This window comes from Streptomyces sp. NPDC024687 (assembly GCF_055559055.1).
The window spans coordinates 218044-242559 of the sequence record NZ_JBVHLJ010000007.1 but is presented as its reverse complement, the minus strand read 5'-3'; the positions used below and the strand labels follow the sequence as shown (position 1 = coordinate 242559).

The following is a 24516-nucleotide window of genomic DNA, read 5'->3' as shown; positions in this document are numbered from 1 at the left end:
AGCCCCCACCGTCCCGCGCCCGACAACGCACCGGATCCATCATGCCGCACCCGAACGCGTGGGGCCTGCCGCACCGCACCCCACAACGCACCCACGAACCCGACAACGCGCCCCGCCCCACCCCCCGTGAGCCCCCGGTAACTCCCCCGCAACACCCGGGCAATCCCCCCGACCTACCCCGCCCTTAATTTCTGTCAAGCGACAGAAACACCCCCCGGAGCCGGAGGTCCGCCATGGCCACAGAGACCACATACGGAGCCCGAGCACACGCCCGCGCCCAGGAGGGCACCCGTGCCGAGGCCATGCCCGTCGTGCCGGCCGGCGACTGGCCGGAGCCGCCCTCCGCGGCGGGCCCCCTGGTGTGGGCGGAGACCGTGGCGGGCGGCAACTACACGCACCGCGTCCTCGCCCGCGGCACCGAACTGCGCCTCACCGACCTCCACGGAGACGCCTGCGCCCACCTCCTGCTGTACGCGGAGGGCCGCCCCTGGGAGCGTCTGAACGTCGCCGACACGGTCAAGGTCCAGTGGAACGCCTACCTCGGTGAGGGCCAGCTGCTCCTGTCCGACCAGGGCCGCGTCCTCGCGAGCGTCGTCGCCGACACCTCCGGTCGCCACGACGCCCTGTGCGGCACCTCCACCCTGGCCCGCAACACCGAGCGCTACGGCGACGGCACCCCCCAGAGCCCCTCCCCCGCCGGCCGTGAGCTCTTCAAGCTGGCGGCCGCGAAGAACGGTCTCGAACCGCGCGATCTGCCGCCCTCCCTCTCCTTCTTCCAGGGCGTCCGGATCCGCGAGGACGGCACCCTCGACTTCACCGGCTCGGCGGGCCCCGGCGCCGGCGTCACCCTCCGCGCCGAACAGGACGTGACGGTGCTGATCGCCAACGTCCCGCACCCCGCCGACCCCCGGCCCGCCTACGTCAGCACCCCGCTGGAGGTCCTCGCCTGGCGCGCCGAACCCACCCGCGCCGGCGCCCCCCTCTGGGACGCCACCCCCGAAGGCCGCCGCGCCTTCCTCAACACCGCCGACTTCCTCGCCTCGAAGGGACGCGCATGAATCTCGAAGGGACGCACACGAAGGCGGTGGTTCCGGCCCGCTCCGCCTGGTCCTCCGTCATCCGCGAGGGCGAGACGCTCACCATCACCGACCTGCACGGCAACCAGGCCGTCGACTTCCTCGTCTACGACGCCCACGACCCGGCGGTCCGCTACAGCGCCCCCGACACCGTCCAGGCGCAGGGCGGCATCTTCCTCACCACGGGCAGCGTGCTGATGTCCAACGAGCACACCCCGCTGATGACGGTCACCGCCGACGACGTGGGCCGCCACGACACGGTCGGCGGCGCCTGCTCCAAGGAGTCGAACACGCTGCGCTACGGCCACCACACCTGGTCGCAGCACGCGTGCGTGGACAACTTCCTCGCCGAGGGCGCGAAGTACGGCCTCGGCAAGCGCGACCTCGTCTCCAACATCAACTGGTACATGAACGTGCCGGTCGAGAAGGACGGCACCCTCGGCATCGTCGACGGCATCTCCGCCCCGGGCCTCTCCCTGGCCCTGCGCGCCGAACGCGACGTCCTCGTCCTGGTCTCCAACTGCCCCCAGATCAACAACCCCTGCAACGGCTTCGACCCGACACCCGTGGAAATGACGATCGGGTCTGTGGACGCGACGATCGGGGCCGGCGCATGACCTTCGACACCCTCCTCGTCGCCAACCGGGGCGAGATAGCGGTCCGGATCATCCGCACGGCCCGCGAACTGGGCCTGCGGACCGTCGCGGTGTACTCCGACGCCGACCGGGCCGCCCCCCACGTCCGGCTCGCCGACGAGGCCGTACGTCTCGGCCCGGCGCCCGCGAAGGAGTCGTACCTCGACGCCGACCTGGTGCTGAAGGCGGCCAAGGACTCGGGCGCGGGCGCGATCCACCCCGGTTACGGATTCCTGTCCGAGGACGCCGTCTTCGCCCGCCGCTGCGAGGAAGCGGGGATCGTGTTCGTGGGCCCGACGCCCGAGCAGCTGGAGTTGTTCGGCGCGAAGCACACGGCACGGGCCGCGGCCGAGGCGGCGGGTGTGCGGCTGGCGCCGGGAACGGGTCTGCTGCCCTCTCTCGACGAAGCCCTCGAAGCGGCCGGAGCCATCGGCTATCCCGTCATGCTCAAGGCCACCGGCGGCGGTGGCGGCATCGGCATGTCGGCCTGTCACTCCGCCGACGAACTGACCGACGCCTGGGACCGGGTGCAGCGCGTCGCCGCCGCCTCCTTCTCCTTGGCCGGCGTCTTCCTGGAACGGCTCGTCGAGCACGCCCGCCATGTCGAGGTGCAGGTCTTCGGTGACGGCGAGGGCAGGGTCGTCACCTTCGGCGACCGTGACTGCTCCCTCCAGCGCCGCAACCAGAAGGTTCTGGAGGAGGCTCCGGCACCGGGCCTTCCCGCCCACGTCCGCGCACAACTCGCGGACAGCGCACGCGAGTTGTGCGCCTCTGTCGGCTACCGTTCCGCGGGCACCGTCGAGTTCGTCTACGACGCCGCCCGCAAGGAGGCCTACTTCCTGGAGGTCAACACCCGTCTCCAGGTGGAGCATCCGGTCACCGAGGAGATCTACGGCGTCGACCTGGTCGCCTGGATGCTCCGCCTGGCCCGGGGTGAGCGGGACGTCGTACGGGAACCGGGCCCCCCGCGCGGCCACGCCGTCGAGGCCCGCGTCTACGCCGAGGACCCCTCCCGCGAACACCGGCCCAGCGCGGGCCTGTTGACCCGCGTCGAGTTCCCCAGCGGGGTCCGCGTCGACGGCTGGGTGGAGACCGGCACCGAGGTGACGACGTCGTACGACCCGATGCTCGCGAAGATCATCGCGTACGGCCCGGACCGTGCCCACGCGCTGCAACGGCTGGACGAGGCCCTGGCACGCACCCGTGTCGACGGCATCGAGACCAATCTGGGCCTGGTCCGGGCGGCGCTGGCCGACGCCGACTTCAGGACGGCCGCACACTCCACGGCGACCCTCTCAGGGGTTCAGGACCCGACCCCGCGCATCGAGGTCGTCGCGGCGGGCACCCTCACCACGGTCCAGGACTGGCCGGGCCGCACCGGCTACTGGCAGGTCGGCGTGCCGCCGTCCGGCCCGATGGACGACCTCTCCTTCCGGCTCGGCAACCGGGCGCTGGGCAACCCGGAAGCCGCCCCCGGCCTCGAATGCACCTTGCAGGGACCGTCGTTGAGGTTCACCCACCCCACGACCGTCTGTGTGACGGGCGCTCCGGCCCCGGTCACCGTCGACGGCACACCGGTGGCGCAGTGGGAGCCGGTGACCGTGCCCGCGGGCTCGGTCCTGGAGATCGGCGCACCCGCCGAACACGGCCTGCGGACGTACGTCCTGTTCGCGGGCGGCCTCGACGTGCCGGCCTTCCTCGGCAGCGCGAGCACCTTCACGCTGGGCCGCTTCGGCGGACACGGCGGACGGGCCCTGCGGACGGGAGACGTACTGCACGGGCCGGGCCGGGCCGACGGCACGCCCGTCGAGAACCGCCCCTCCGTCGCCTCCACGCGCCCCTCCTTCACCTCCACCTGGCACATTGCCGCTGCCGAAGGCCCGCACGCCGCCCCGGAGTTCTTCACCGAGGACGACATCCGGGACTTCTACGCCGCCGACTGGAAGGTGCACTTCAACTCGGCCCGCACCGGTGTCCGTCTTGTCGGCCCCAAGCCCCGCTGGGCCCGCACCGACGGTGGCGAGGCCGGCCTGCACCCGTCCAACATCCACGACACGCCGTACTCGGTCGGCGCGGTCGACTACACGGGCGACATGCCGGTGCTCCTGGGGCCGGACGGGCCCTCCCTCGGCGGCTTCGTGTGCCCGGCGACCGTCATCAGCACCGAGCGCTGGAAGCTGGGCCAGCTGCGCCCCGGCGACACCGTCCGCTTCGTCCCGGTGACCACGGACGGCTCGGTGCGCCCTGCGATCGTGGACGGCGGCATCCTCGCCCGCGACGGCGATGTGACCTACCGCCGCAGCGGCGACGACAACCTGCTGGTCGAGTTCGGCCCCATGCAGTTGGACCTGGCGCTGCGCATGCGCGTCCACGCGCTGATGGAGGCGGTCGCCGAACAGGGCCCGGACGGCATCACCGACCTCACCCCCGGCATCCGCTCCCTCCAGATCCGGACCGACCCGAACCGGCTGCCCCAGCATGAACTCCTGGCCGCCGTACGGCAGATCACCGCGTCCCTGCCCCCGTCCGACGAACTGGTCGTCCCCTCCCGCACGGTCCACCTCCCGCTCTCCTGGGACGACCCTGCCACCCGCGAGGCGATCGCCCGCTACATGGCGGGCGTCCGCGACGACGCGCCCTGGTGCCCGTGGAACATCGAGTTCATCCGCCGCGTCAACGGCCTGGACTCGGTGGACGACGTCTACCGCACGGTCTTCGACGCGGAGTACCTCGTCCTGGGCCTGGGCGACGTCTACCTCGGCGCCCCGGTGGCCACCCCCCTCGACCCGCGCCACCGCCTGGTGACCACGAAGTACAACCCGGCACGCACCTGGACGGCCGAGAACTCGGTCGGCATCGGCGGAGCGTATCTGTGCATCTACGGCATGGAGGGCCCCGGCGGCTACCAGTTCGTGGGCCGTACGACCCAGGTGTGGTCCCCCTGGCAGCAGCGCGGCGCGTTCGAGCCGGGCTCGCCCTGGCTGCTGCGCTTCTTCGACCGCATCAGGTGGTATCCGGTGGACGCGGACGAACTCCTGGAGCTGCGTGCCGACATCACATCCGGCCGTTTCGTGCCCCGTATCGAGGAGGGCACCTTCTCCCTCGCCGAGTACCAGACCTTCCTCGCCGAACACGCCGATTCCATCACGGAGTTCAGGGAGCGCCAGCAGACGGCCTTCGCGGCGGAGCGGGACGCGTGGGAGGCGGCGGGCGAGTTCGCGCGGGCCGAGTCGGTGTCCGCACCGGCAGCCGCCCCCGCCGACATCTCGGTCCCTGCGGGCGGCCGCCTGATCGAGGCCGAGTTCGCCGCGTCCGTATGGCAGTTGAACGTCGAGCCGGGTGACGTGGTGACAGCGGGGCAGCCGCTGCTCGCCCTGGAGGCGATGAAGATGGAGTCCAGGGTGCACGCGCCGACGGCCGGCGTGGTCGCGGAGATCCTGGCGAGGCCGGGCGACCAGGTGGAGGCGGGGACGGCACTGCTCGTCCTGGCCCCGGCCGCACAGTGAAACCGGCCGCACAGTGAAACCCGGCCGCACAGTGAAAGAGGAGCGAGCCATGTCGAGCACCGTCACCCGGGTCCGTGCCGCCTACGAGCGCGTCGAGGCCGTGGACCGCCCCGAGATCTGGATCGACCTGCGCCCGCGGGAGGAGGTCGAGCGGGAGGCCCGGTCGATCGACGAACAGCTCGCCGAGGGCCGGCACCTCCCCCTCGCCGGCCGCCTGTTCGCCGCCAAGGGCAACATCGACGTGGCCGGTCTGGCCACCACCGCGGGCTGTCCGTCGTACGCCTACCGTCCCGAGGCCGATGCCCCGGTGGTCGCGCGTCTCCGCGCGGCGGGCGCGATCGTGCTCGGCACCACGAACCTGGACCAGTTCGCGACGGGCCTGGTCGGCACCCGCTCCCCGTACGGCGCGGTCCGCAACGCCTACGACCCCCTGAGGGTGAGCGGCGGTTCCAGCTCCGGCTCCGCGGTCGCCGTGGCGCTGGGCATCGTCGACTTCGCCCTGGGCACCGACACGGCGGGCTCGGGCCGGGTTCCGGCCGCCTTCAACGGCATCGTCGGCCTCAAGCCCACCCGCGGCCTGGTCCCCACCGCCGGGGTCGTCCCGGCCTGCGCCTCGATCGACTGCGTGACCGTCTTCGCCCGCACCCTCCCGGAGGCCGAGCAGGCGCTGTCCCACATGATCACGGGCACTGCCCCGTCCCTGCCCGGACGCCGCCCCGGGCCCTGGCGGATCGCGGTCCCCCCGCGCGAGCAGCTCGGCGAACTGGACGAGGGGTGGGCAGCGGCGTACGAGGAGGCGGTGGATCAACTGATCAGGGCCGGCGCCTCGGTGCGCGAGCTCGACCTCACGCCCTTCACACAGGCGGCGGCGATGCTCTACGAGGGTGCGTTCGTGGCCGAGCGCTACACAGCGGTGGGGGCTTTTGTCGACAAGGCGACGGAAGCGAACGACGACTCCCTCGACCCCACGGTCGCCGCCATCATCACCCGGGCCCGCGACCTGTCGGCCCACCAGCTCTACGCCGACCTGGACCGCCTGGCCACGCTCCGCACCCGGGCCCTGGCCGAACTGGCCGACGTGGACGCCCTTCTCCTGCCCACCGCCCCCGGTCACCCCACCCTCGCCGAGGTCGCCGCCGACCCGCTGGGCGCCAACGCCCGCCTGGGCCGCTTCACCAACTCCACGAACCTCTTCGACCTGGCGGCCGCGGCCGTCCCGGCGGGAGAGGTGAACGGCCTCCCGTTCGGCGTGATGCTGATCGGCCCTGCACACACCGATGAACGCTTGGCGAGCATCGCGCGCCTGCTCCGGCCGGAGACCCACCTCGCGGTGGTCGGCGCCCACCTGACGGGGCAGCCGCTGAACCCCCAACTCCTGGCCCTGGGCGCCCGCCTGGACCGTACGACCACCACCGCACCGGTGTACCGCCTGCACGCCCTGGGGACGGTCCCGCCGAAACCGGGTCTGGTCCATGTCGGCGACGGCGGTGCGGCGATCGAGGCAGAGGTGTGGCAGCTCCCGGAGGAGGGGCTGGGCCGCCTCCTGGCGAGCCTCCCCCGCCCGATGGCCTTGGGCCGGGTGCAGCTGGCGGACGGCACCCACGTCCCCGGCTTTCTGTGCGAACCCGGCGCTCTGGAGAACGCCGAGGACATCACGGAGTACGGGGGCTGGCGGCGCTATGTGAACGCCGTGTAGCACGACCCACCCAGGAACTGCGCGACCAGCCACAGACCCCCCGCGCCCGCCGACGCAGGATCACCCCACCGACGAGTAGGCCACAACCCCCCGCAGCAGCAGATCAACAGCCTTGCGCGCGTTCTTCGCGACCGTGGACCCCTCGCCCCCGGAAACCGGCGCCGCGGCCGAGATCTGCCCCAGCACGTCGATCACCTGCTTGCTCCAGCGCACGAAGTCCCCGGCGGGCATCTCCGCCTCCCGCAGCACCTCGTCCAGCCCCTTGCCGGAGGCCCACATGTAGGCGGCCCAGGCGAAGCCGAGGTCGGGCTCACGCTGGCCCACGCCCTCGGTCTGGTTGATCCGGAAGTCCTCCTCCAGGGCGTCCAGCCGTCCCCAGATCCGCACCATCTCCCCCAGCGCGGCCTTCGCCTTGCCGGACGGCACCTTGGGCGCCATGGCGTCGTCGCCCGCCCGGGACTCGTACACCAACGCCGACACGCAGGCGGCCAGTTCGCCAGGGGCGAGCCCCTCCCAGACGCCTTCCCGCAGGCATTCGCTGGCCAGCAGATCGAGCTCGCCGTACAGCCGGGCCAGCCGCTTGCCGTGCTCGGTGACCTCGTCGCCGCGCAGATAGTCCATCTCGGTCAGCAGGGCCACGATCCGGTCGAAGGTCCGCGCGATGGTGTTCGTACGTCCCTCGATGCGCCGCTCCAGTTGCGAGGTGTCGCGCAGCAGCCGGTGATAGCGCTCGGCCCAACGGGCGTGGTCCTCACGGTCGTTGCACCCGTGGCAGGGATGTGCCCGGATCGCCGTCCGCAGCCGCGCGATCTCACGGTCGTCCGCGGCCTGGGAGCGCTGCTTACGGGCCCGCTCCGGTGGGATGTGCCCGGCCTTGGTGCGCAGCGCGGAGGCCAGGTCCCGACGGGACTGCGGCGAGCGCGCGTTGAAGGACTTCGGGATCCGCATCCGGTCCAACGGCTCGACCGGCACCGGGAAGTCCATCGACGCGAGCCGCTTGACCTGCCGCTCGGCGGTCAGCACCAGCGGCCGCGGGCCGTCGTGGTGCTCGAAGCCGCGGTGGCCGTTGGACCGCCCGGCGGGCAGGCCCGGGTCCAGCACCAGCGCGAGACCGGCGTACTTGCCCGTCGGCACATGGATGACATCGCCCGGCTTGAGCTTCTCCAGCGCCACGGCCGCCTCGGCCCGCCGCTGGGAGACCCCCTGCCGGGCCAGCTCCGTCTCCCGGTCCTTGAGCTCGCGGCGCAGCCGCGCGTACTCCTCGAAGTCGCCGAGGTGGCAGGTCATGGAGGCCTTGTAGCCGTCGAGCCCCTCCTCGTTGCGCTGCACCTGACGCGAGATCCCGACGACCGACTTGTCCGCCTGGAACTGCGCGAACGACGTCTCCAGGAGCTCACGCGAGCGGTGCCGGCCGAACTGCTCGACCAGGTTGACCGCCATGTTGTACGACGGCTTGAAGCTGGAGCGCAGCGGATACGTGCGGGTGCCGGCGAGCCCCGCCAGGTGCTCGGGGCTGCTCCCGCGCTGCCACAGCACCACCGCGTGACCCTCGACGTCGATGCCGCGCCGCCCCGCACGCCCCGTCAGCTGGGTGTACTCGCCGGGCGTGATGTCGGCGTGCTGCTCGCCGTTCCACTTGACGAGCTTCTCCAGCACCACGGAACGCGCGGGCATGTTGATGCCCAGCGCGAGCGTCTCGGTCGCGAACACGGCCTTGACCAGGCCCCGGACGAACAGCTCCTCGACGACCTCCTTGAAGGTCGGCAGCATGCCCGCGTGGTGGGCCGCGATACCGCGCTCCAGGCCCTCCAGCCACTCGTAGTACCCGAGGACGTGCAGGTCCTCGTGCGGAATGGACGCGGTGCGCTCCTCGACGAGGGCGCGCACCCTGCCCCGCGCCTCGTCGTCGTTCAGCCGCAGCCCCGCGTACAGGCACTGCTGTACGGCCGCCTCGCACGCGGCGCGGCTGAAGATGAACGTGATGGCGGGCAGCAGGCCCTCGGCGTCGAGGCGCTCGATGACCTCGGGCCGGCTCGGCGTCCACACCTTCGACCGCTGCCGCCGCTCGCGCTCCCGGTCGGCCTCCCGCATCGCCCGGCCGCGTCTGCGGTCCTGGTACGACGGCCGCTGGGCCTCCATGCGGGCCAGTCGCGCGAGATCGGGGTTGACGGCCTTCTTGTTGCCCTCGCCCTCCTCGAACAGGTCGTACATCCGCCGCCCGGCGAGCACGTGCTGGAACAGCGGCACGGGCCGGTGCTCGGAGACGATCACCTGGGTGTCGCCGCGGACGGTGTCGAGCCAGTCGCCGAACTCCTCGGCATTGGACACGGTCGCCGACAGCGACACCAGGGTCACCGACTCGGGGAGGTGGATGATCACCTCTTCCCATACGGCGCCCCGGAAGCGGTCGGAGAGGTAGTGCACCTCGTCCATGACCACATAGCCGAGGCCCAGGAGGGTCTGCGAGCCCGCGTACAGCATGTTCCGCAGCACCTCGGTGGTCATCACGACCACGGGGGCGTCGGAGTTGACGCTGTTGTCGCCGGTGAGCAGGCCGACCTTGTCGGCGCCGTAACGGCGGCTCAGGTCGGCGTACTTCTGGTTGGACAGCGCCTTGATGGGGGTCGTGTAGAAACACTTCTTGCCCTGCTGGAGGGCGAGGTGGACGGCGAACTCGCCGACGATCGTCTTGCCGGAGCCGGTGGGGGCGGCCACCAGCACGCCCTTCCCGGCTTCGAGAGCCTTGCAGGCCTCGATCTGGAAGGGGTCGAGACCGAAGTCGTACATCTCGCGGAAGCCCGCGAGCGCGGTGGCCTGCTCGGCTGCCCGCAGGCGGGCTGCCGCGTACCGCTCGGCCGGTGAGAGGTCCTCTGTCATCGTGCTTTCGAGCGTACCCGGCACCACTGACAACAGGACGATCATTATCCGGATCGGAGCCCGTGAAACCTGCCCTTCACGCAGTTCAAGGGCCCACCACGGACACCGCCCCGCGGATGCAGCGCGCTGTCAGCGGCAGGGGCCCGAGCGGCTCGCCGTCGGCGTACCCCGTGACGCCCTCGGCGGCGATCTCGACCTGCGCGGCCCTCACCACGCTGACCTTGGGATGGTCGACGTGGGTGCCCCGGTACACACTCGGGAAGACCCGCAGCAGGGTCCTGCGGCTGCAGTCGCCGACCACGGTGAGGTCGAACAGCCCGTCGGTGAGGTCCGCGCCCGGGCAGATTCGCATGCCGCCGCCGTACGACGATCCGTTGCCGATGGCCACCAGCGTCGCCTCGACCTCGCGGACCTGGCCGTCGTCGAACGTGATCCGGTACGGGACGGGCCGGAAGGCGGCCAGTTCGGCGAGCATCGCGAGGTCGTACTTGAGGCGGCCCGCGGGCCATCTCATGCGGTTGCCGCGGTCGTTGACGCGGGAGTCGAAGCCGGAGGCGAGGACGGTGGCGAACCACTGGTCACCGACCTGGCCGAGGTCCACGTCGTGGAGGCGGCCCTCCTTGAGTGCCCCGGCGATCAGCCGGCCCGCGGCGGCGGGATCGCGCACCGGCAGCCCCAGTGCGCGGGCGAAGTCGTTGCCGGTGCCGGCGGCGACCAGCCCGAAGGGGGTGGCGGTGCCGGCCACGGCCTGCAGGGCGAGGTTGGCCATGCCGTCGCCGCCGACGGCGATCAGGGCGCCGGTGCCGTCCGTGACGGCGGCCCGCGCGCGTGCGAGGGCGTCGGCGGCGTCCTCGCCGAGCACGGTCCGCACGGCGAAGCCTGCCGCCCGCAACGCGGAAGCGGCCGGCTGCGCCGCGCGGGCGCCCCGGCCGCGGCCCGCGGTGGGGTTGACGAAGAGGGTGATCTCGCTGGTCACGGAAGTGACCTTACGAGCCGCTTCCCGGTCGTCAGGTCACGTCGTCATAACCGTTGACCCGGTCCGTGCCGGAGGGCTCGGGCAGTGCCCGGCTCGCGGCGACGGTCTCGATCTCGCCGATGGCCTCGGGGGTGAGATCCAGGTCGGAGGCCTCGTCGTCGTCGGGGCCCGCGGCCTCCCGGCGGCGTCGACGCCTGTCGTTGACCAGGGAGAAGGCCACCGCGAAGAAGTACAGCACCCAGATCGGGCCGGCCAGCGCGAGCATGCTCAGCGGGTCCGTGCTCGGCGTCGCCACGGCGGCGAACACGGTGATGCCCATGATCATGCCCCGCCACCAGCCGAGCATCCGCTTGCCGGTGATCATGCCGGTGAGGTTGAGGAAGACCAGCAGCAGCGGCAGTTCGAAGGAGAGACCGAAGACGATCACCATGCGCGTGACGAGCTGCAGCAGGTCGTCGAGTGGCAGCAGGTTGTCGATGCTGCCGCTCGGCGTGAAGTCGATCAGCACCTTCGCGGTGGTGGGAAGCACCGAGTACGCGAAGTAGGCACCGCCCATGAACAGCGGGGCGCCGGTGAAGACGAACGCGTACGCGTACTTCTTCTCGTGGCGGTGCAGACCCGGGGCGATGAACGCCCAGAGCTGGTACAGCCAGATCGGCGAGGCCAGGACGACACCCGCCGTCAACGAGACCTGGAGGGCCAGCGTGAAGGGCGCGAGCAGGCCGTTGATGGTGATCCGGGCGCACTTGTGAGTCGCGTCGGCCGAGGACGACTTGGCGAGCTCCGCGAAGCTCTGCTGACAACCGATCGAGTCCAGGATCGGCTTCGTCAGGAAGTTGATGATGTCGTTGTAGAAGAAGGCAGCGACGATCGTCACGAGGACGATGGCCAGCAGGGCCTTCGCGAGCCGGTTGCGGAGCTCACGAAGGTGATCCGCGAGAGGCATCCGCCCCTCGGGATCCCTCTCCTCTTTGCGGGCAGACTTCAGCAACCCACGTTCCCATCTCGTGCGGGCGGGCCGGAGGTCACCGGCCCCGCGTCAGCGCTTGGTCGTGTCCGTCGGCTCGCTGACCGGGCGCGAGCTGGTCACGTCGCCGGGGGCGGCCTGGATGGTGCGCTGGGACGGGCTCTGCTCGTCGGTGGTGGGCGGACCGGCCGGAGTGGCCGTGCTGCCGCCCTCTTCCTTCATCGCCTTGGCCTCGCTCTTGAGAATGCGAGCGGACTTGCCGAGCGAGCGCGCCATGTCGGGAAGCTTCTTCGCGCCGAACAGCAGGATGATGACGACGAGGATGAGAATGATCTCGGGGGCGCCGAGCCTTCCGAACATAAGTCTTTACCTTCTCACCGAGGCGGCTTGTGGGGTGCTGTCCGACCGGTCGGACATGTGTCCGATCAGTCGTGCTGGCAGCGATCGTAACGCCCAGGGGTGAACGCCTGGCAATCCCTGTGCGTACTCCCGGTTCGCGGCCGAGCCTCGTTATCCGGACCGCGACCAGCAGCGTACCTGCCGACCCCGCCCCGGTGACAGGGCGAAGTGGCCCAAAACGCATCCGGCGCACGACTCACACCCGACTCTCAGCAGCACTCACAGCGAGTCCGCAGAACGGGCCGTGCTCACCGCCGCCCGCTCCAGATCCTCCGCGGCCCGGTTGATGCGCCGCGCCGAGTCGGTGACCTGGCGCCCCAGACGCTGCGCCTCCACAAAGACCCGGACGGCGAGCACACCGAGGACGGCGAGACCCACGAACCCCACAGCTACCGCGAACATCGGCCAGAACATGGCACCGAGCCTAGAGGGTGGAGTGCAGCCGCAGCGTACGGACCCCGCCGCCGGTCAGCAGCTCCACGATCCGCTCACCGGCGGGCTTGCGGACGGCCGCGCCGCACTCGGGACAGGTGAAGGAGTAGAACGTGGCACGGCTGGTCGCGCCGATGGCGAGGCGCAGGGCGGCGGCGGCCAGCTCGAACCGTTCCCGGCAGTCCGGGCAGCTCGCCCTGAAGGTCGCCGGGGCCGCGCTTCTCATCCCCGCGAAGGCGGCAGCCACCGTCATGCCCGCACCGGACGTCGCCGACTCGCTCAAAGCCCCTGCTCCTGCCTGTCGTACCCACCGTCGTGCACCCGCGTCCCCGGGGTCCTGCCCGCCTCGACCCCGTCATAGGCCGCCAGGGCCTCGCGGGCCGCCTCACGGGCGCTGTCGGCGAGGTCACGCGGCGAGACGATCCGGCCGTCACGGCCGAGCCGGAGCGCCAGTCGGCGCAGCGATGCCGGGTCCGGGGTGCGGAGGGTAATACGCAGCCCGCCGTCGGAAAGCTCATCGGCGCTGTCGTGCGGGTAGTACTCGGCGACCCAACGCCCGCCGGGGCCGACCTCGACGACCACCTCGGGGTCCTCGGCCGCGGGCTGCACGAGCCCCTCCGACAGGTCTCTGAGCTCGACCTCGGGCGGCGCGGACGGCTCGTCGAGGATCTTGATCTCGGCGACCCGGTCGAGCCGGAAGGTACGCCGTGCCTCGGAGCGGCGGCACCAGGCCTCGACATAGGTGTGTCCGACGCTGACCAGGCGGATCGGGTCGATCTCGCGCTCGGTGAGCTCGTCCCGGGCGGGCGAGTAGTAGCGGATCCACAGGCGCCGGCGCTCGGAGATGGCCCGGTCGACGTCCGCGAAGACGCCGCCCTCCGACTCGAAGGTCACCGAAAGACGCGCGCTGGCACCGGCGGTCTCACCGGCCGCGGTCTCCACCTTGGCGGTGGCCCGCAGCAGTGCCTGCCGGTCGCTCTCCCTGAGGCCGGGCAGCGTGGAGACCGCGCGGGCGGCCACCAGCAGCGCGGTCGCCTCGTCGGCGGCGAGGCGCAGCGGCTCGGCCGTCTCCTCGCCAAGGGCGGCGGGGTTGTGCCACCAGATCCGCTCGCCGTCGGTGTCGATGTCGAGCAGATCGCCGCCGCGGAAGCTGGTGCCGCACATGGGCAGCACATCGAGGTCGGAGACCAGCTCGTCCTCGGTGATCCCGAAGGCCCGGGCCACGTCCTCGACCCGCGCTCCGGGACGCTCCTTCAGATAGGTCACCAGCGAGAGCATCCGCCGGGTCTGGTCGATGGCGTTCGTGGGCCTGACCGGTTTGCCTGCCACAGTTCTCTTCCGTTCCCCCTCAGCCCTTGGCCACGGCGCGCAGCCGGTCCACCACGTCGGCCCGCAACTCGGCGGGCTCCAGGACCACCACGTCGGGACCGAACTCCACCAGCCAGGCGTCCAGGCCGTGGCCGTACGGAATCTCCAACTCGTCCCAGCCGTCGCCCAGTTCCCGCACCGAGGTGGCCTTCGCCCGCAGGGGGTACCCGGCGCCCGTGCGCAGCCGGATCCGCGCGCTGCGGTCGGCGGTCTCCCCCGCCCAGCTCGCCACCGTCTCGCGGACGGTGACGACGTCGGGGACCGGGGCCGTGAACCGGGTGCCGCGCGAGCGGACCTTGCCGGTGATCCGGGAGAGCCGGAACACCCGCTCGGCACCCCGGTCCCGGTCGAATCCGGCCAGGTACCAGTGGCCGCGCCAGCACTCCAGCGCCCACGGCTCGACATGGCGCGGCTCGGGGCGGGCGGCGGTGGCCTTGCGGTAGTCGAAGAGGACCGGGCGGCGGTCACGGCAGGCGAGCATCAGCGGTTCGAAGGAGGCCTCGTGCACCGGGATGCGCGGCTCCAGGGCACCGTGCGCCTCGTACGGGTCGACGTCCTCGGGCAGCCCCGCCGCGCGCAGTTTCTGCAGCGCGCCGCTGGCCGCGCCGGCGAGCCGGGCCTGCTGCCACACCTTGGCGGCCAGGCCCAGGGCGGCGGCCTCCTCGGCGTCGAGGGTGATGGGCGGCAGCCGGTTGCTGTCCCGGCGGGCGAGATAGCCGACTTCGCCGTCCAGGTTCTCAACGGTCTCGATCACGAGCCCGAGTTCGCGCAGATCGTCCTTGTCGCGCTCGAACATCCGGTTGAAGGAGTCGTCGGAATTGGCTTCCAGGTAGGCCTCGATGGACTCCCTGAGCTCACGCTTGCTCAGCGGCCGTCGCGTCCCGAGCAGACACAGCGCCAGGTTCATCAGCCGCTCGGCCTTGGCAATGGCCATCGACGCCCTTCGCCTCCCTATGGTGCTTACGGACGATGACCGTACCGCCCCGAAGGAGCAAGGCAAAAGCCGAGGGCCCATGCCCGGACAGGCATGGGCCCTGGTCGATCAGGTCCGCTCGGATGTCGTACGACGATCAGACACCGAGCAGGTCGACCACGAAGATCAGGGTCTCGCCGGGCTTGATCGCCGGGGTGGGGCTCTGGTTGCCGTAGGCCAGGTGGGCCGGGATGGTCAGCTGGCGACGGCCGCCGACCTTCATGCCCTGCACGCCCTGGTCCCAGCCCTTGATGACCCGGCCGCCACCCAGCGGGAAGCGGAACGGCTGACCACGGTTCCAGCTGGCGTCGAACTCCTCACCGGTGCTGAAGGACACGCCCACGTAGTGGACGGTGACGGTCTGGCCGGCCTGCGCAACCTCGCCGTCGCCCTCCCAGATGTCCTTGATCTCCAGCTCCGCCGGGGGCTCGCCGCCGGGGAAGTCGATCTCGGGCTTGTCGATGCTCACGTCACTCGCTCCTGCTTGTTCACGGAAAGGCAACAGGGACCAGTCTTACATCCCGGTCGCACGGACCTGCGCGCATGTCCCCCGTGCGTCACATCTTCGCGAGGATGTCCACGGTGAAGACCAGCGTGGAGTCCTTCTCGATCCCGCTGCCGGCGGGCGGGTTGTCGCCGTAACCCAGCTTCGGCGGAATGGAGATCAGCACCCGGCTGCCCACCTTCTTGCCGGTCAGACCCTGCGCCCAGCCCTTGACGACCTGCTGCAGCGAGAACGACGCCAGCTGCCCCCGCTTGTACGTCGAGTCGAACTCCTTGCCGGTGTCCCACACCACGCCCTTGTACTGGACGAGCAGCGAGTTCTCGGCCGTCACCTTGTCGCCGTCGCCCTCGATGACGTACTCCGCCACCAGCTTGGTCGGCGCGTCCGCCTTGGGGATCTCGATCGACGGTGCCTTGCCGTCGGTGTTGGTGCCGACCTTGGGCAGAGCGGCGTCACCCTGCGCGACCTTCGTGCCCTTGGCGGAGCTCTTCCCGTTGAAGGCGGCCTGCACGTCGACGACGAACACCAGCGTGTCGGTGCCCTTGATGCCCGCCTGCGCGTTGCCCTGCTTGCCGTACCCCCAGGTCGGCGGAATGGAGAACTCCACCCGGCTGCCGGCCTTCTTGCCCGCCAGGGCGTACCGCCAGCCGTCGATGATGCTGTTCTGCGCGAGCTGGATGACCAGCGCCGTCTTACGGTCGTAGGAGTTGTCGAAGACCTTGGCGGTGTTCCAGATCTGGCCCAGGTAGTGGGCCTGGATGTAGTCGCCCTCGGCGATGGTGGTGCCGCCGCCCGCGATGAGCGTCTTGACCGCGAGATCCTTCGACGGATCGCCGCTGCCCTTGGCGACCGTCGGCTTCTCACCGAATTTCGTGCCCGCAGTGACCGCCGGCAGCGGACCGTCGACGATCTTCGGCGCCGGTGGCGGGGAGGCCGAGGACGACGGCGAGGGTGACGTGCTGTCGCTCGCCTTGCTCGAGTCGGACTTGTCGTCACCGCATGCGGCGAGTGTGGCCAGTCCTGCGGGAACGGCGATGAGAAGGGAGCGTCGGCGCACGGTGAGAGCCTCGTAATCGGTCGATCTTGTTGATGGCGTGCGCGCAACTCTACGGCGTGAGAAGGGCGCCGTACGGGAAACGTACGGCGCCCGTGTTGCGTTCCGGCAGTGACGCGGAACGCTTTGCTCACATTCCGGCGATCAGTTTCTCCACCCGGTCGTCGACCGATCGGAACGGGTCCTTGCACAACACCGTGCGCTGCGCCTGGTCATTGAGCTTGAGGTGGACCCAGTCGACGGTGAAGTCCCGGCGCTGTTCCTGGGCCCTGCGGATGAAGTCGCCGCGCAGCCGGGCCCGAGTGGTCTGCGGGGGAACGGACTTGCCCTCGAAGATCTTCAAGTCGTTGCAGATACGGGCGGCTTGACCCTTCCTCTCCAGAAGGTAGTACAGCCCACGACGGCGGTGGATGTCGTGATACGCGAGGTCTATCTGCGCGACCCGCGGGTGGGACATGGTCATGTTGTGCTTGGCCCGGTACCGCTCGATGAGCTTGTACTTCATGACCCAGTCGATCTCGGTGCCGATCCGGTCGAGGTCCTCCGCCTCGATCGCGTCCAGCGTGCGGCCCCACAGCTCCAGGACCTGGTCGACCGTGCCGGTGCGGATCCCGCGCCGCTCGACGAAGTCGACGGCCTTGTCGTAGTACTCGCGCTGCACCTCCAGCGCGGAGGCCTCCCGGCCACTGGCCAGCCGCACCTTGCGTCGGCCGGTGATGTCATGGCTGACCTCGCGGATCGCCCGGATCGGGTTCTCCAGGGTCAGATCACGCATCACGGTGCCCGCCTCGATCATGCGCAGCACCAGGTCGGTCGCACCGACCTTCAGCAGCATGGTCGTCTCGGACATGTTCGAGTCGCCCACGATCACGTGCAGGCGGCGGTAGCGCTCGGCGTCGGCGTGCGGTTCGTCGCGGGTGTTGATGATCGGCCGGGAACGGGTCGTCGCCGAGGAGACACCCTCCCAGATGTGCTCGGCCCGCTGGCTGACGCAGTACACCGCGCCCCGCGGGGTCTGCAGCACCTTGCCGGCACCACAGAGAAGCTGCCTGGTGACCAGGAACGGAATGAGAATGTCCGCGAGCCGGGAGAACTCCCCGTGGCGGGCCACGAGATAGTTCTCGTGACAGCCGTAGGAGTTGCCGGCCGAGTCCGTGTTGTTCTTGAAGAGGTAGACGTCGCCCGCGATTCCTTCCTCGTGCAGGCGTCGTTCGGCGTCCACCAGGAGTCCTTCGAGAATGCGCTCGCCCGCTTTGTCGTGGGTGACCAGTTCGGTCACGTTGTCACATTCGGGTGTCGCGTATTCCGGATGTGAGCCCACGTCGAGATAGAGGCGTGCGCCGTTTCGCAGAAAGACATTGCTGCTGCGGCCCCATGACACGACACGGCGGAAGAGGTACCGCGCCACCTCGTCGGGAGACAGGCGTCGCTGTCCCCTGAACGTACACGTGACGCCGTACTCGTTCTCCAGCCCGAAAATGCGGCGGTCCATGAGTGAACATTACGCCCGATCCCCCGAGCTGAAACGGGGTTCGGCAGCACGGTTTGGATCATTTTCCGATGAAGACGCAACCACCGCCCCTCCCGCGGGAGCTGTGAGGACGCCTCCCGTGACCAGCAGAACCAGCAGCGACACACCCCCCGCCACCCCCGGCACGGCGAAGCCCCACAGGGCCCCACCACCCTCGACGACCGGGCCCGCCAGCCCCGTTCCGACCGAGGCGCCCACGGTGAACGTCGTCACGATCCAGGAGAACGCCTCGGTCACCGTCCCGGCCGGCGCGTGCCGGTCGACCAGCACGAACGCGCACGCGATCACCGGCGCCAGGAACACCCCCGCCAGGACCATCAGCAGCGTCATGGCGACCGCCCCCGGCATCAGCGTCAGCGGCAGGTAACACACCGCCAGCAGGCCCACCAGGACCCGCAGTCGCCACGCGGGCTCACCGGCCCACTGCCGCGCCCCGTACACCGTGCCGCCCACCAGGGCCCCCAGACCGATCCCGGCCATCAGCCAGCCGTACACCGCGTCCCCGCCGTGCTCGTCCGCGTACGGCACGGAGGCGACCGTGATGGACCCGAGCGCGATCCCCACGAACAGGAACGCGCCGAGCAGCACCAGGAGTCCGGGCGAGCGCAACGCACCGAGCCAGTGCGCCTCACGCGGACCGGAGCGCCACGCGCGCGAGGGCGGCGACACCACGACCGAGAGCGCCCCGAGGACCCCGATGACGTTCAGCACCACCAGCGCCGCCTGCGCCGACCACAGCGACACGCACAGCGTCACCAGCAACGGCCCCACGGTGAACATGACTTCCTGTGCCACCGCGTCCATGGCGTACGCCGTGTGCACCTGGTCCTCCCGGCGCAGCACGCTCGGCCACAGCGCCCGCAGCCCGCCCTCCAGTGGCGGCGTGAAGAGCCCCGCGGCCGCCACGGCCACGTAGGCGAGCGGGAGCGGATCGGTGCCGGTGAAGGCGAACACGGCCATCGCGAGGGCCGACAGCACGGCGGACGGAAGCTGCACCCGAGGCTGGCCGTGCAGATCGACCAGCCGCCCGAGCACCGGCTGCCCCACGGCGTTGGCGACCCCGTACACGGCCGCGAGAACTCCGGCGAGGCTGTACGTACCGCCCTGCGCCCGGACGAACAGCACGATCGCGATCGCCGCGGTGGCGTTCGGCAGCCGGCCCACCAGCGTCCCCGCCAGCAGGCGCGCCGCGTGCCTCGCCCTGAGGATCTCCAGGTATCCCGCGGCCATGTCCCGCCTCCAAGTCATACGTATAACGTCGACTCCCATACGTACCATGTGCGCTGTTCGGACGTCCAGACGAAGGAGCGGACCCACGGTGGCACGCAGCAGCACGCGACCGACCAGCCGCGACGTCGCACACGCGGCCGGAGTGTCCCAGGCCGCCGTCTCCCTCGTCCTCGGCGACAAATGGCGCGGCCGGGTCTCCGAGACCACCGCCGAACGCGTCCGCGAAGCCGCCCGCGACCTCGGCTACCGCCCCAACCTCGCCGCCCGCAACCTCCGCCTCGGCCACACCCGCACCGTCCTCCTCGTCGTCCCCGCCCTCACGACCGAGTTCTTCGCCGGCGTCTACACCGGAGCCGCACGCGTCGCCGCCGACCACGGCTTCGGCGTCGTCCTCTACCCCTCCCCCGAAGGCATCGGCCCCGCCCGCGACCCCTTCGCCTCCTCCCAGGCCGCCCTGGACGGCGTCATCGCCTCCTCCATGGCCGCCGACGCCCTCACCGCCATCCGCGGCGACCAGCTCCCCCTCGTCATGCTCGACAGCGACCCCTCCGGCAGCCTCGGCGCCGCCACCGTCAACCTCGACATCGCCGACGGCATCCGCCAGGTCGCCACCCACCTCCTGGACCTCGGCCACCGCCGCTTCCTGCACCTCGCCGCCGACATCCCCTCCTGGACCTTCGAAGTCCGAGCCCGCGAACTGGCCGCCCGACTCGGCACGGTCCCCGGCACCACCCTCCGCACCGCCCGCGCCCCCATCTCCATCGACGACGCCCTGACCGCCGCCGAGGCCGCCCTCGCCGCACCCGGCCCCCGGCCCACCGCCCTGGTCTGCGACGACGACAAACTCGCCGCCGGCGCCTACAAGGCCGTACGCCGACTCGGACTGCGCGTCCCCGACGACATCTCCGTCACCGGCCTCGACGACCTCGCCCTCGCCACCGCCATCGACCCCGAGCTCACGACCGTACGACTGGACGCCGAACTGTTCGGCGAACGCGGCATGGAAGCCCTCCTGGCCGTCCTGGAAGGCCGTACACCACCCGTCGGCGACATCCCCGTCGAGCTGGTCGTACGAGGCTCCACAGCGCCCCCCAGCGCCCCCTGAACGCCCTGTGCCCCGGCCAGGTGAACGGCCGGGGCACAGAAGGGGTGATCGTCGGGCGGAACCCGCCGGGACTAATCGTCCTCGGCACCCTCCGCCTCATCCGAACTCTCCGCCTCGGTGGACGCACCGCCGGCCTCCAGCAAGCGACCCAGCTGACGCCCCACAATGCGCTTGAACTTGCGCTTCTGCGGACGCGTACGGTCCAGCACCGCGACCTCCAGCCGCTCCGCCGGAATCTCCCGCTCACTGCCGTTCGTGTCACGGGACAACGCCTGAACGGCCAGCTTCAGCGCCTCCGCCAGACTCATACCGTCCTGGTGACGCTGATCCAGATAGCTGCTGATCGTCTCCGCGTTGCCGCCCACCGCCACCGAGCCGTGCTCGTCCACGATGGAACCGTCGTGCGGCAGCCGGTAGATCTGGTCACCGTCCGGAGTCTCACCGACCTCCGCCACGACCAGCTCCACCTCGTACGGCTTCTCACCGGCCGAGGAGAAGATCGTGCCCAGCGTCTGGGCATAGACGTTGGCCAGGCCACGAGCGGTCACATCGTCACGGTCATAGGTGTAACCACGAAGATCGGCATACCGCACGCCACCGATCCGCAGATTCTCGTACTCGTTGTACTTGCCGGCGGCCGCGAAGCCGATCCGGTCATAGATCTCGCTGAACTTGTGCAGCGCACGGGACGGATTCTCGCCGACGAACACGATGCCGTCGGCATACTGCAGCACGACAAGGCTGCGACCACGGGCGATGCCCTTGCGGGCGTACTCCGCCCGGTCGGCCATCGCCTGCTGGGGGGAGACATAGAACGGCGTCGACACCGGTTATCCGTCCCTTTCTGTGGAAGTCACTGCGATCACCTTGAACAAGACGGGTGGCGGCTACAGCAGCGCGGCCCGCGGGCCGTCGGGCTGCTCCAGCCGCCGCTCGAGAATCGAACGGGCGATCTCGGAGGACTCGTCGTCGGTGAGCCGGCGGAAGCCGTCCTCGGTGATCACGGTGACGATCGGGTAGATCCGGCGGGCGACATCGGGACCACCGGTCGCCGAGTCGTCGTCGGCCGCGTCGTACAGGGCCTGCACCACGAGCATCGTGGCCTCGGCCTCGCTCAGGGAGTCGTGGAAGAACTTCTTCATGGCACCGCGCGCGAAGATCGAGCCGGAGCCGGTGGCGGCGAAGTTGTGCTCCTCGGAACGGCCGCCGGTGACGTCGTAGGAGAAGATCCGACCCCTGCCGCGGTCCACGTCGTACCCCGCGAACAGCGGCACCACGGCCAGCCCCTGCATCGCCATGCCGAGATTGGAACGGATCATGGTGGACAGCCGGTTCGCCTTGCCCTCCAGCGACAGCTGGGCGCCCTCGACCTTCTCGAAGTGCTCCAGCTCCAACTGGAACAGCTTCACCATCTCCACGGCGAGACCGGCGGTGCCGGCGATCCCGACGGCCGAGTACTCGTCGGCCGGGAACACCTTCTCGATGTCCCGCTGGGCGATGACGTTGCCCATCGTGGCGCGCCGGTCACCGGCGAGCACGACACCACCGGGGAAGGTGACCGCCACGATCGTGGTGCCGTGCGGCGCCTCGATCACACCCTGCATGGGCGGCAGCTGCCGGTTGCCCGGCAGCATCTCCGGCTGGTGCTCGGACAGGAAGTCCATGAAGGACGACGACCCAGGCGTCAGGAAGGCAGCTGGTAGACGCCCGGTGCTACGAGTGTTGGCTTCCACGCGATTCCTTCCACGTAAGCAGCAGCCCGCCTTATGGCATCGGGCCGATCCTTGAACTGCCCCAGTGCGGCATTGCAGCTGAAGCACAGTACGCCTCGGACCCTACCCGTCTTGTGGCAGTGATCCACATGCTCGGGCACGGCCGCCAAACATATGCAGCAGACGCCCCCTTGAGAGGCGATCAACTTGTCTCGCTCGGCTTCGGTGAGGCCGTACTGGCGCTTCAAATGGTCTCGCCGACCCTGAGCCGCTCGGCACGCCTTGCAACGCGTCGACAACCCGTCCGAGGCCGTCGCGTTGCGATGCCATTCGCTCCACGGCTTGATCTCTCCGCACGTGCGGCAGAGCTTGTGCCCGTCCGGGACATCAACATGCTCCCGGACGGGCTTACCCATGGCCTCCCGGCAGTGCACCTGGAGGCCGTCACGCCGATTCCTGTCACGCGCAAAGGCCGCAAGAGGTAGATCCCGCCCGCACTTCCTGCATTCTTTCGCGTCGAGCTCTTCAGCCACTCAATCCCCCCGCAACCTTCACTTCGAAGGCAAAGTGGCCTATCAGCCTCTACTCTCCGCCTTTTTGCACGAAGGAGCGCACGAAATCCTCGGCATTTTCCTCGAGTACGTCGTCGATCTCGTCCAGGACGGAGTCCACGTCGTCGCTGAGCTTCTCCTGGCGCTCCTTGAGGTCCTCGGAACCCTGCGTTTCCGCAGTCTGCTCCTCGACCTCCTCGGTGTTGCGCGTGGCCTTCTGCTGTCCGCCGCCGGTGTCCTTGGTCGCCATAACCCCTCACCCCGCTCGGTTCGACGTTCTTGATCAGACCCTACAAGCAGGGTCCGACATCGGCCCCGCAGTTCCTACAACGTACGGGGGCCATCTCGATGATTCCCTCTGGCCGGGTTTTCCACCCTGCGGGACAACTCGGCCCAGGTATCCGTTCAGTTGCCCGACAGGACCCTGACCAGGTCTTCTGCCGTGCGACAGCGGTCCAGGAGCTCCTTGACGTGATTTCGCGTTCCGCGAAGCGGTTCGAGGGTTGGGACGCGCTGGAGCGAGTCCCGGCCCGGGAGGTCGAAGATCACCGAGTCCCAGGAGGCCGCGGCGACGTCGTCGGCGTACTGCTCCAGGCAGCGGCCGCGGAAGTACGCGCGGGTGTCCTCAGGGGGCTTGGTACGGGCTCGCTCGACCTCGTTCTCGTCCAGGAGGCGCTTGATGCGGCCGCGGGCCGCGAGCCGGTTGTAGAGGCCCTTGTCGGCGCGCACGTCGGCGTACTGGAGGTCCAGGAGGTGCAGCTTGGCGGCGTCCCAGTCGAGGTCGTCGCGGCGCCTGTAACCCTCCATGAGCTCGCGCTTGGCGACCCAGTCGAGCTCGCCGGCGAGGCTCATGGGGTCGTGTTCGAGCCGGTTGAGGGTGTCCTCCCAGCGGGCGAGGACGTCCTTGGTCTGGTCGTCCGCGTCGGCGCCGAAGCGTTCTTCGACGTACTTGCGGGAGAGCTCGTAGTACTCCATCTGGAGCTGGACCGCGGTGAGTGTGCGGCCGCTGCGGAGAGTGACCAGGCGCTGGAGCGTCGGGTCGTGGGAGACCTGGTGGAGGGTGCGGACCGGCTGGTCCACGGCCAGGTCCACGGCGATGAAGCCGTCCTCGATCATCGACAGGACGAGGGCCGTGGTGCCGAGCTTGAGGTAGGTCGAGATCTCCGAGAGGTTCGCGTCGCCGATGATCACGTGGAGGCGGCGGTATTTCTCGGCGTCGGCGTGGGGCTCGTCGCGGGTGTTGATGATGGGGCGCTTCAAGGTCGTCTCGAGGCCTACTTCGACCTCGAAGTAGTCGGCGCGCTGGCTGAGCTGGAAGCCGTGTTCGTGGCCGTCCTGGCCGATGCCGACGCGGCCGGCGCCTGCGAAGACCTGGCGGGAGACGAAGAAGGGCGTGAGGTGGCGCACGATGTCCGAGAAGGGGGTTTCCCGCTTCATCAGGTAGTTCTCGTGTGTGCCGTAGGAGGCGCCCTTGTTGTCGGTGTTGTTCTTGTAGAGGTGGATGGGCTGGGCGCCGGGGAGCTGTGCGGCCCGTTCGGCGGCCTCGGCCATGATGCGTTCGCCGGCCTTGTCCCAGAGGACGGCGTCGCGGGGGTTGGTGACCTCGGGGCTGCTGTATTCGGGGTGTGCGTGGTCGACGTAGAGCCGTGCGCCGTTGGTGAGGATGACGTTGGCGAGGCCGATGTCCTCGTCGGTGAGCTGGCTGGAGTCGGCGGCTTCGCGGGCGAGGTCGAAGCCCCGCGCGTCCCGCAGCGGATTCTCCTCCTCGAAGTCCCAGCGGGCCCTGCGGGCCCGGTGCATCGCCGCCGCGTAGGCGTTGACGATCTGGGATGAGGTGAGCATGGCATTGGCGTTGGGGTGGCCGGGGACGGAGATCCCGTACTCCGTCTCGATGCCCATTACTCGCCGTACGGTCATGCGGCC

The 24516-nt window shown here is 70.2% G+C and carries 22 protein-coding genes; 5 read left to right on the top strand and 17 right to left on the bottom strand.

Annotated elements, in window-relative coordinates; translation table 11 throughout:
• The first annotated feature begins 233 nt into the window (after positions 1-233).
• Genes ACZ39I_RS27580 through atzF form a run of 4 tightly spaced genes read left to right on the top strand, consistent with a single transcriptional unit; the run spans position 234 to position 6913 of the window.
• On the top strand, positions 234-1058 hold the full coding sequence (locus ACZ39I_RS27580) for an urea amidolyase associated protein UAAP1 (RefSeq protein ID WP_467247269.1): 825 nt from the start codon (positions 234-236) through the stop codon (positions 1056-1058).
• Positions 1055-1693, top strand: coding sequence for an urea amidolyase associated protein UAAP2 (locus ACZ39I_RS27575; protein ID WP_467247268.1), 639 nt, complete (start codon positions 1055-1057; stop codon positions 1691-1693). The genes ACZ39I_RS27580 and ACZ39I_RS27575 overlap by 4 nt, the downstream gene beginning before the upstream one ends.
• Positions 1690-5217: a 5-oxoprolinase/urea amidolyase family protein gene (locus ACZ39I_RS27570; protein WP_467247267.1), complete on the top strand. Its 3528-nt coding sequence runs from the start codon at positions 1690-1692 to the stop codon at positions 5215-5217. Before ACZ39I_RS27575 ends, ACZ39I_RS27570 begins: the two co-directional genes overlap by 4 nt.
• 49 nt (positions 5218-5266) lie before the next feature.
• Positions 5267-6913, top strand: coding sequence for an allophanate hydrolase (gene atzF, locus ACZ39I_RS27565; RefSeq protein WP_467247265.1), 1647 nt, complete (start codon positions 5267-5269; stop codon positions 6911-6913).
• A 60-nt stretch (positions 6914-6973) separates the two neighbouring features.
• Here the strand turns inward: atzF and ACZ39I_RS27560 are convergent, their stop codons facing one another.
• The 12 genes from ACZ39I_RS27560 to ACZ39I_RS27505 all read right to left on the bottom strand — a co-directional run bounded on the left by ACZ39I_RS27560 (position 6974) and on the right by ACZ39I_RS27505 (position 19225).
• Positions 6974-9835: a DEAD/DEAH box helicase gene (locus ACZ39I_RS27560; protein ID WP_467247263.1), complete on the bottom strand. Its 2862-nt coding sequence runs from the start codon at positions 9833-9835 to the stop codon at positions 6974-6976.
• Positions 9836-9875: 40 nt separating this feature from the next.
• Positions 9876-10766 (bottom strand): diacylglycerol kinase, encoded by an 891-nt coding sequence (locus ACZ39I_RS27555; protein WP_467247261.1) that lies wholly within the window; start codon positions 10764-10766, stop codon positions 9876-9878.
• A gap of 31 nt (positions 10767-10797) precedes the next feature.
• On the bottom strand, positions 10798-11757 hold the full coding sequence (gene tatC, locus ACZ39I_RS27550) for a twin-arginine translocase subunit TatC (protein WP_467247259.1): 960 nt from the start codon (positions 11755-11757) through the stop codon (positions 10798-10800).
• Between the two features lie 48 nt (positions 11758-11805).
• Positions 11806-12093 (bottom strand): Sec-independent protein translocase subunit TatA, encoded by a 288-nt coding sequence (gene tatA / locus ACZ39I_RS27545; protein WP_352390115.1) that lies wholly within the window; start codon positions 12091-12093, stop codon positions 11806-11808.
• A gap of 258 nt (positions 12094-12351) precedes the next feature.
• Positions 12352-12546, bottom strand: coding sequence for a hypothetical protein (locus ACZ39I_RS27540; RefSeq protein ID WP_123759651.1), 195 nt, complete (start codon positions 12544-12546; stop codon positions 12352-12354).
• Between the two features lie 10 nt (positions 12547-12556).
• Positions 12557-12847 carry a hypothetical protein gene (locus tag ACZ39I_RS27535; protein WP_352390116.1) on the bottom strand — a complete coding sequence of 97 codons (291 nt, stop codon included), beginning with the start codon at positions 12845-12847 and terminating at the stop codon, positions 12557-12559.
• A complete protein-coding gene (locus tag ACZ39I_RS27530) occupies positions 12844-13893 on the bottom strand; it encodes a helix-turn-helix transcriptional regulator (RefSeq protein WP_352390117.1) in 1050 nt (349 codons plus the stop codon). Before ACZ39I_RS27530 ends, ACZ39I_RS27535 begins: the two co-directional genes overlap by 4 nt.
• A gap of 19 nt (positions 13894-13912) precedes the next feature.
• Positions 13913-14866 carry a helix-turn-helix transcriptional regulator gene (locus ACZ39I_RS27525; protein ID WP_352390118.1) on the bottom strand — a complete coding sequence of 318 codons (954 nt, stop codon included), beginning with the start codon at positions 14864-14866 and terminating at the stop codon, positions 13913-13915.
• A gap of 136 nt (positions 14867-15002) precedes the next feature.
• A complete protein-coding gene (locus tag ACZ39I_RS27520; protein WP_467247257.1) occupies positions 15003-15374 on the bottom strand; it encodes an FKBP-type peptidyl-prolyl cis-trans isomerase in 372 nt (123 codons plus the stop codon).
• A gap of 88 nt (positions 15375-15462) precedes the next feature.
• Positions 15463-16467: an FKBP-type peptidyl-prolyl cis-trans isomerase gene (locus ACZ39I_RS27515; RefSeq protein ID WP_467247255.1), complete on the bottom strand. Its 1005-nt coding sequence runs from the start codon at positions 16465-16467 to the stop codon at positions 15463-15465.
• Positions 16468-16594: 127 nt separating this feature from the next.
• Entirely contained in the window at positions 16595-17956 is a 1362-nt protein-coding gene (gene pafA, locus ACZ39I_RS27510; protein ID WP_007380857.1) for a Pup--protein ligase, read from the bottom strand.
• A gap of 9 nt (positions 17957-17965) precedes the next feature.
• A complete protein-coding gene (locus ACZ39I_RS27505; protein WP_467247253.1) occupies positions 17966-19225 on the bottom strand; it encodes an MFS transporter in 1260 nt (419 codons plus the stop codon).
• A gap of 88 nt (positions 19226-19313) precedes the next feature.
• On the opposite strand from ACZ39I_RS27505, the gene ACZ39I_RS27500 reads away from it, so the two are divergent.
• Complete coding sequence (locus ACZ39I_RS27500) at positions 19314-20330, top strand: LacI family DNA-binding transcriptional regulator (protein WP_467247251.1); 1017 nt, start codon at positions 19314-19316, stop codon at positions 20328-20330.
• A 71-nt stretch (positions 20331-20401) separates the two neighbouring features.
• Here the strand turns inward: ACZ39I_RS27500 and prcA are convergent, their stop codons facing one another.
• The 5 genes from prcA to dop form a co-directional block, all read right to left on the bottom strand.
• Entirely contained in the window at positions 20402-21157 is a 756-nt protein-coding gene (prcA, locus tag ACZ39I_RS27495) for a proteasome subunit alpha (RefSeq protein WP_467247249.1), read from the bottom strand.
• Positions 21158-21217: 60 nt separating this feature from the next.
• Positions 21218-22063, bottom strand: a complete 846-nt coding sequence (gene prcB, locus ACZ39I_RS27490; protein WP_451475931.1) for a proteasome subunit beta — start codon at positions 22061-22063, stop codon at positions 21218-21220.
• Positions 22015-22575 carry an endonuclease VII domain-containing protein gene (locus tag ACZ39I_RS27485; RefSeq protein WP_467247247.1) on the bottom strand — a complete coding sequence of 187 codons (561 nt, stop codon included), beginning with the start codon at positions 22573-22575 and terminating at the stop codon, positions 22015-22017. The genes prcB and ACZ39I_RS27485 overlap by 49 nt, the downstream gene beginning before the upstream one ends.
• Positions 22576-22624: 49 nt before the next feature.
• Complete coding sequence (locus ACZ39I_RS27480) at positions 22625-22843, bottom strand: ubiquitin-like protein Pup (protein ID WP_007380863.1); 219 nt, start codon at positions 22841-22843, stop codon at positions 22625-22627.
• 155 nt (positions 22844-22998) lie between these two features.
• Entirely contained in the window at positions 22999-24510 is a 1512-nt protein-coding gene (gene dop, locus ACZ39I_RS27475; protein ID WP_467247245.1) for a depupylase/deamidase Dop, read from the bottom strand.
• Positions 24511-24516 lie beyond the last annotated feature (6 nt).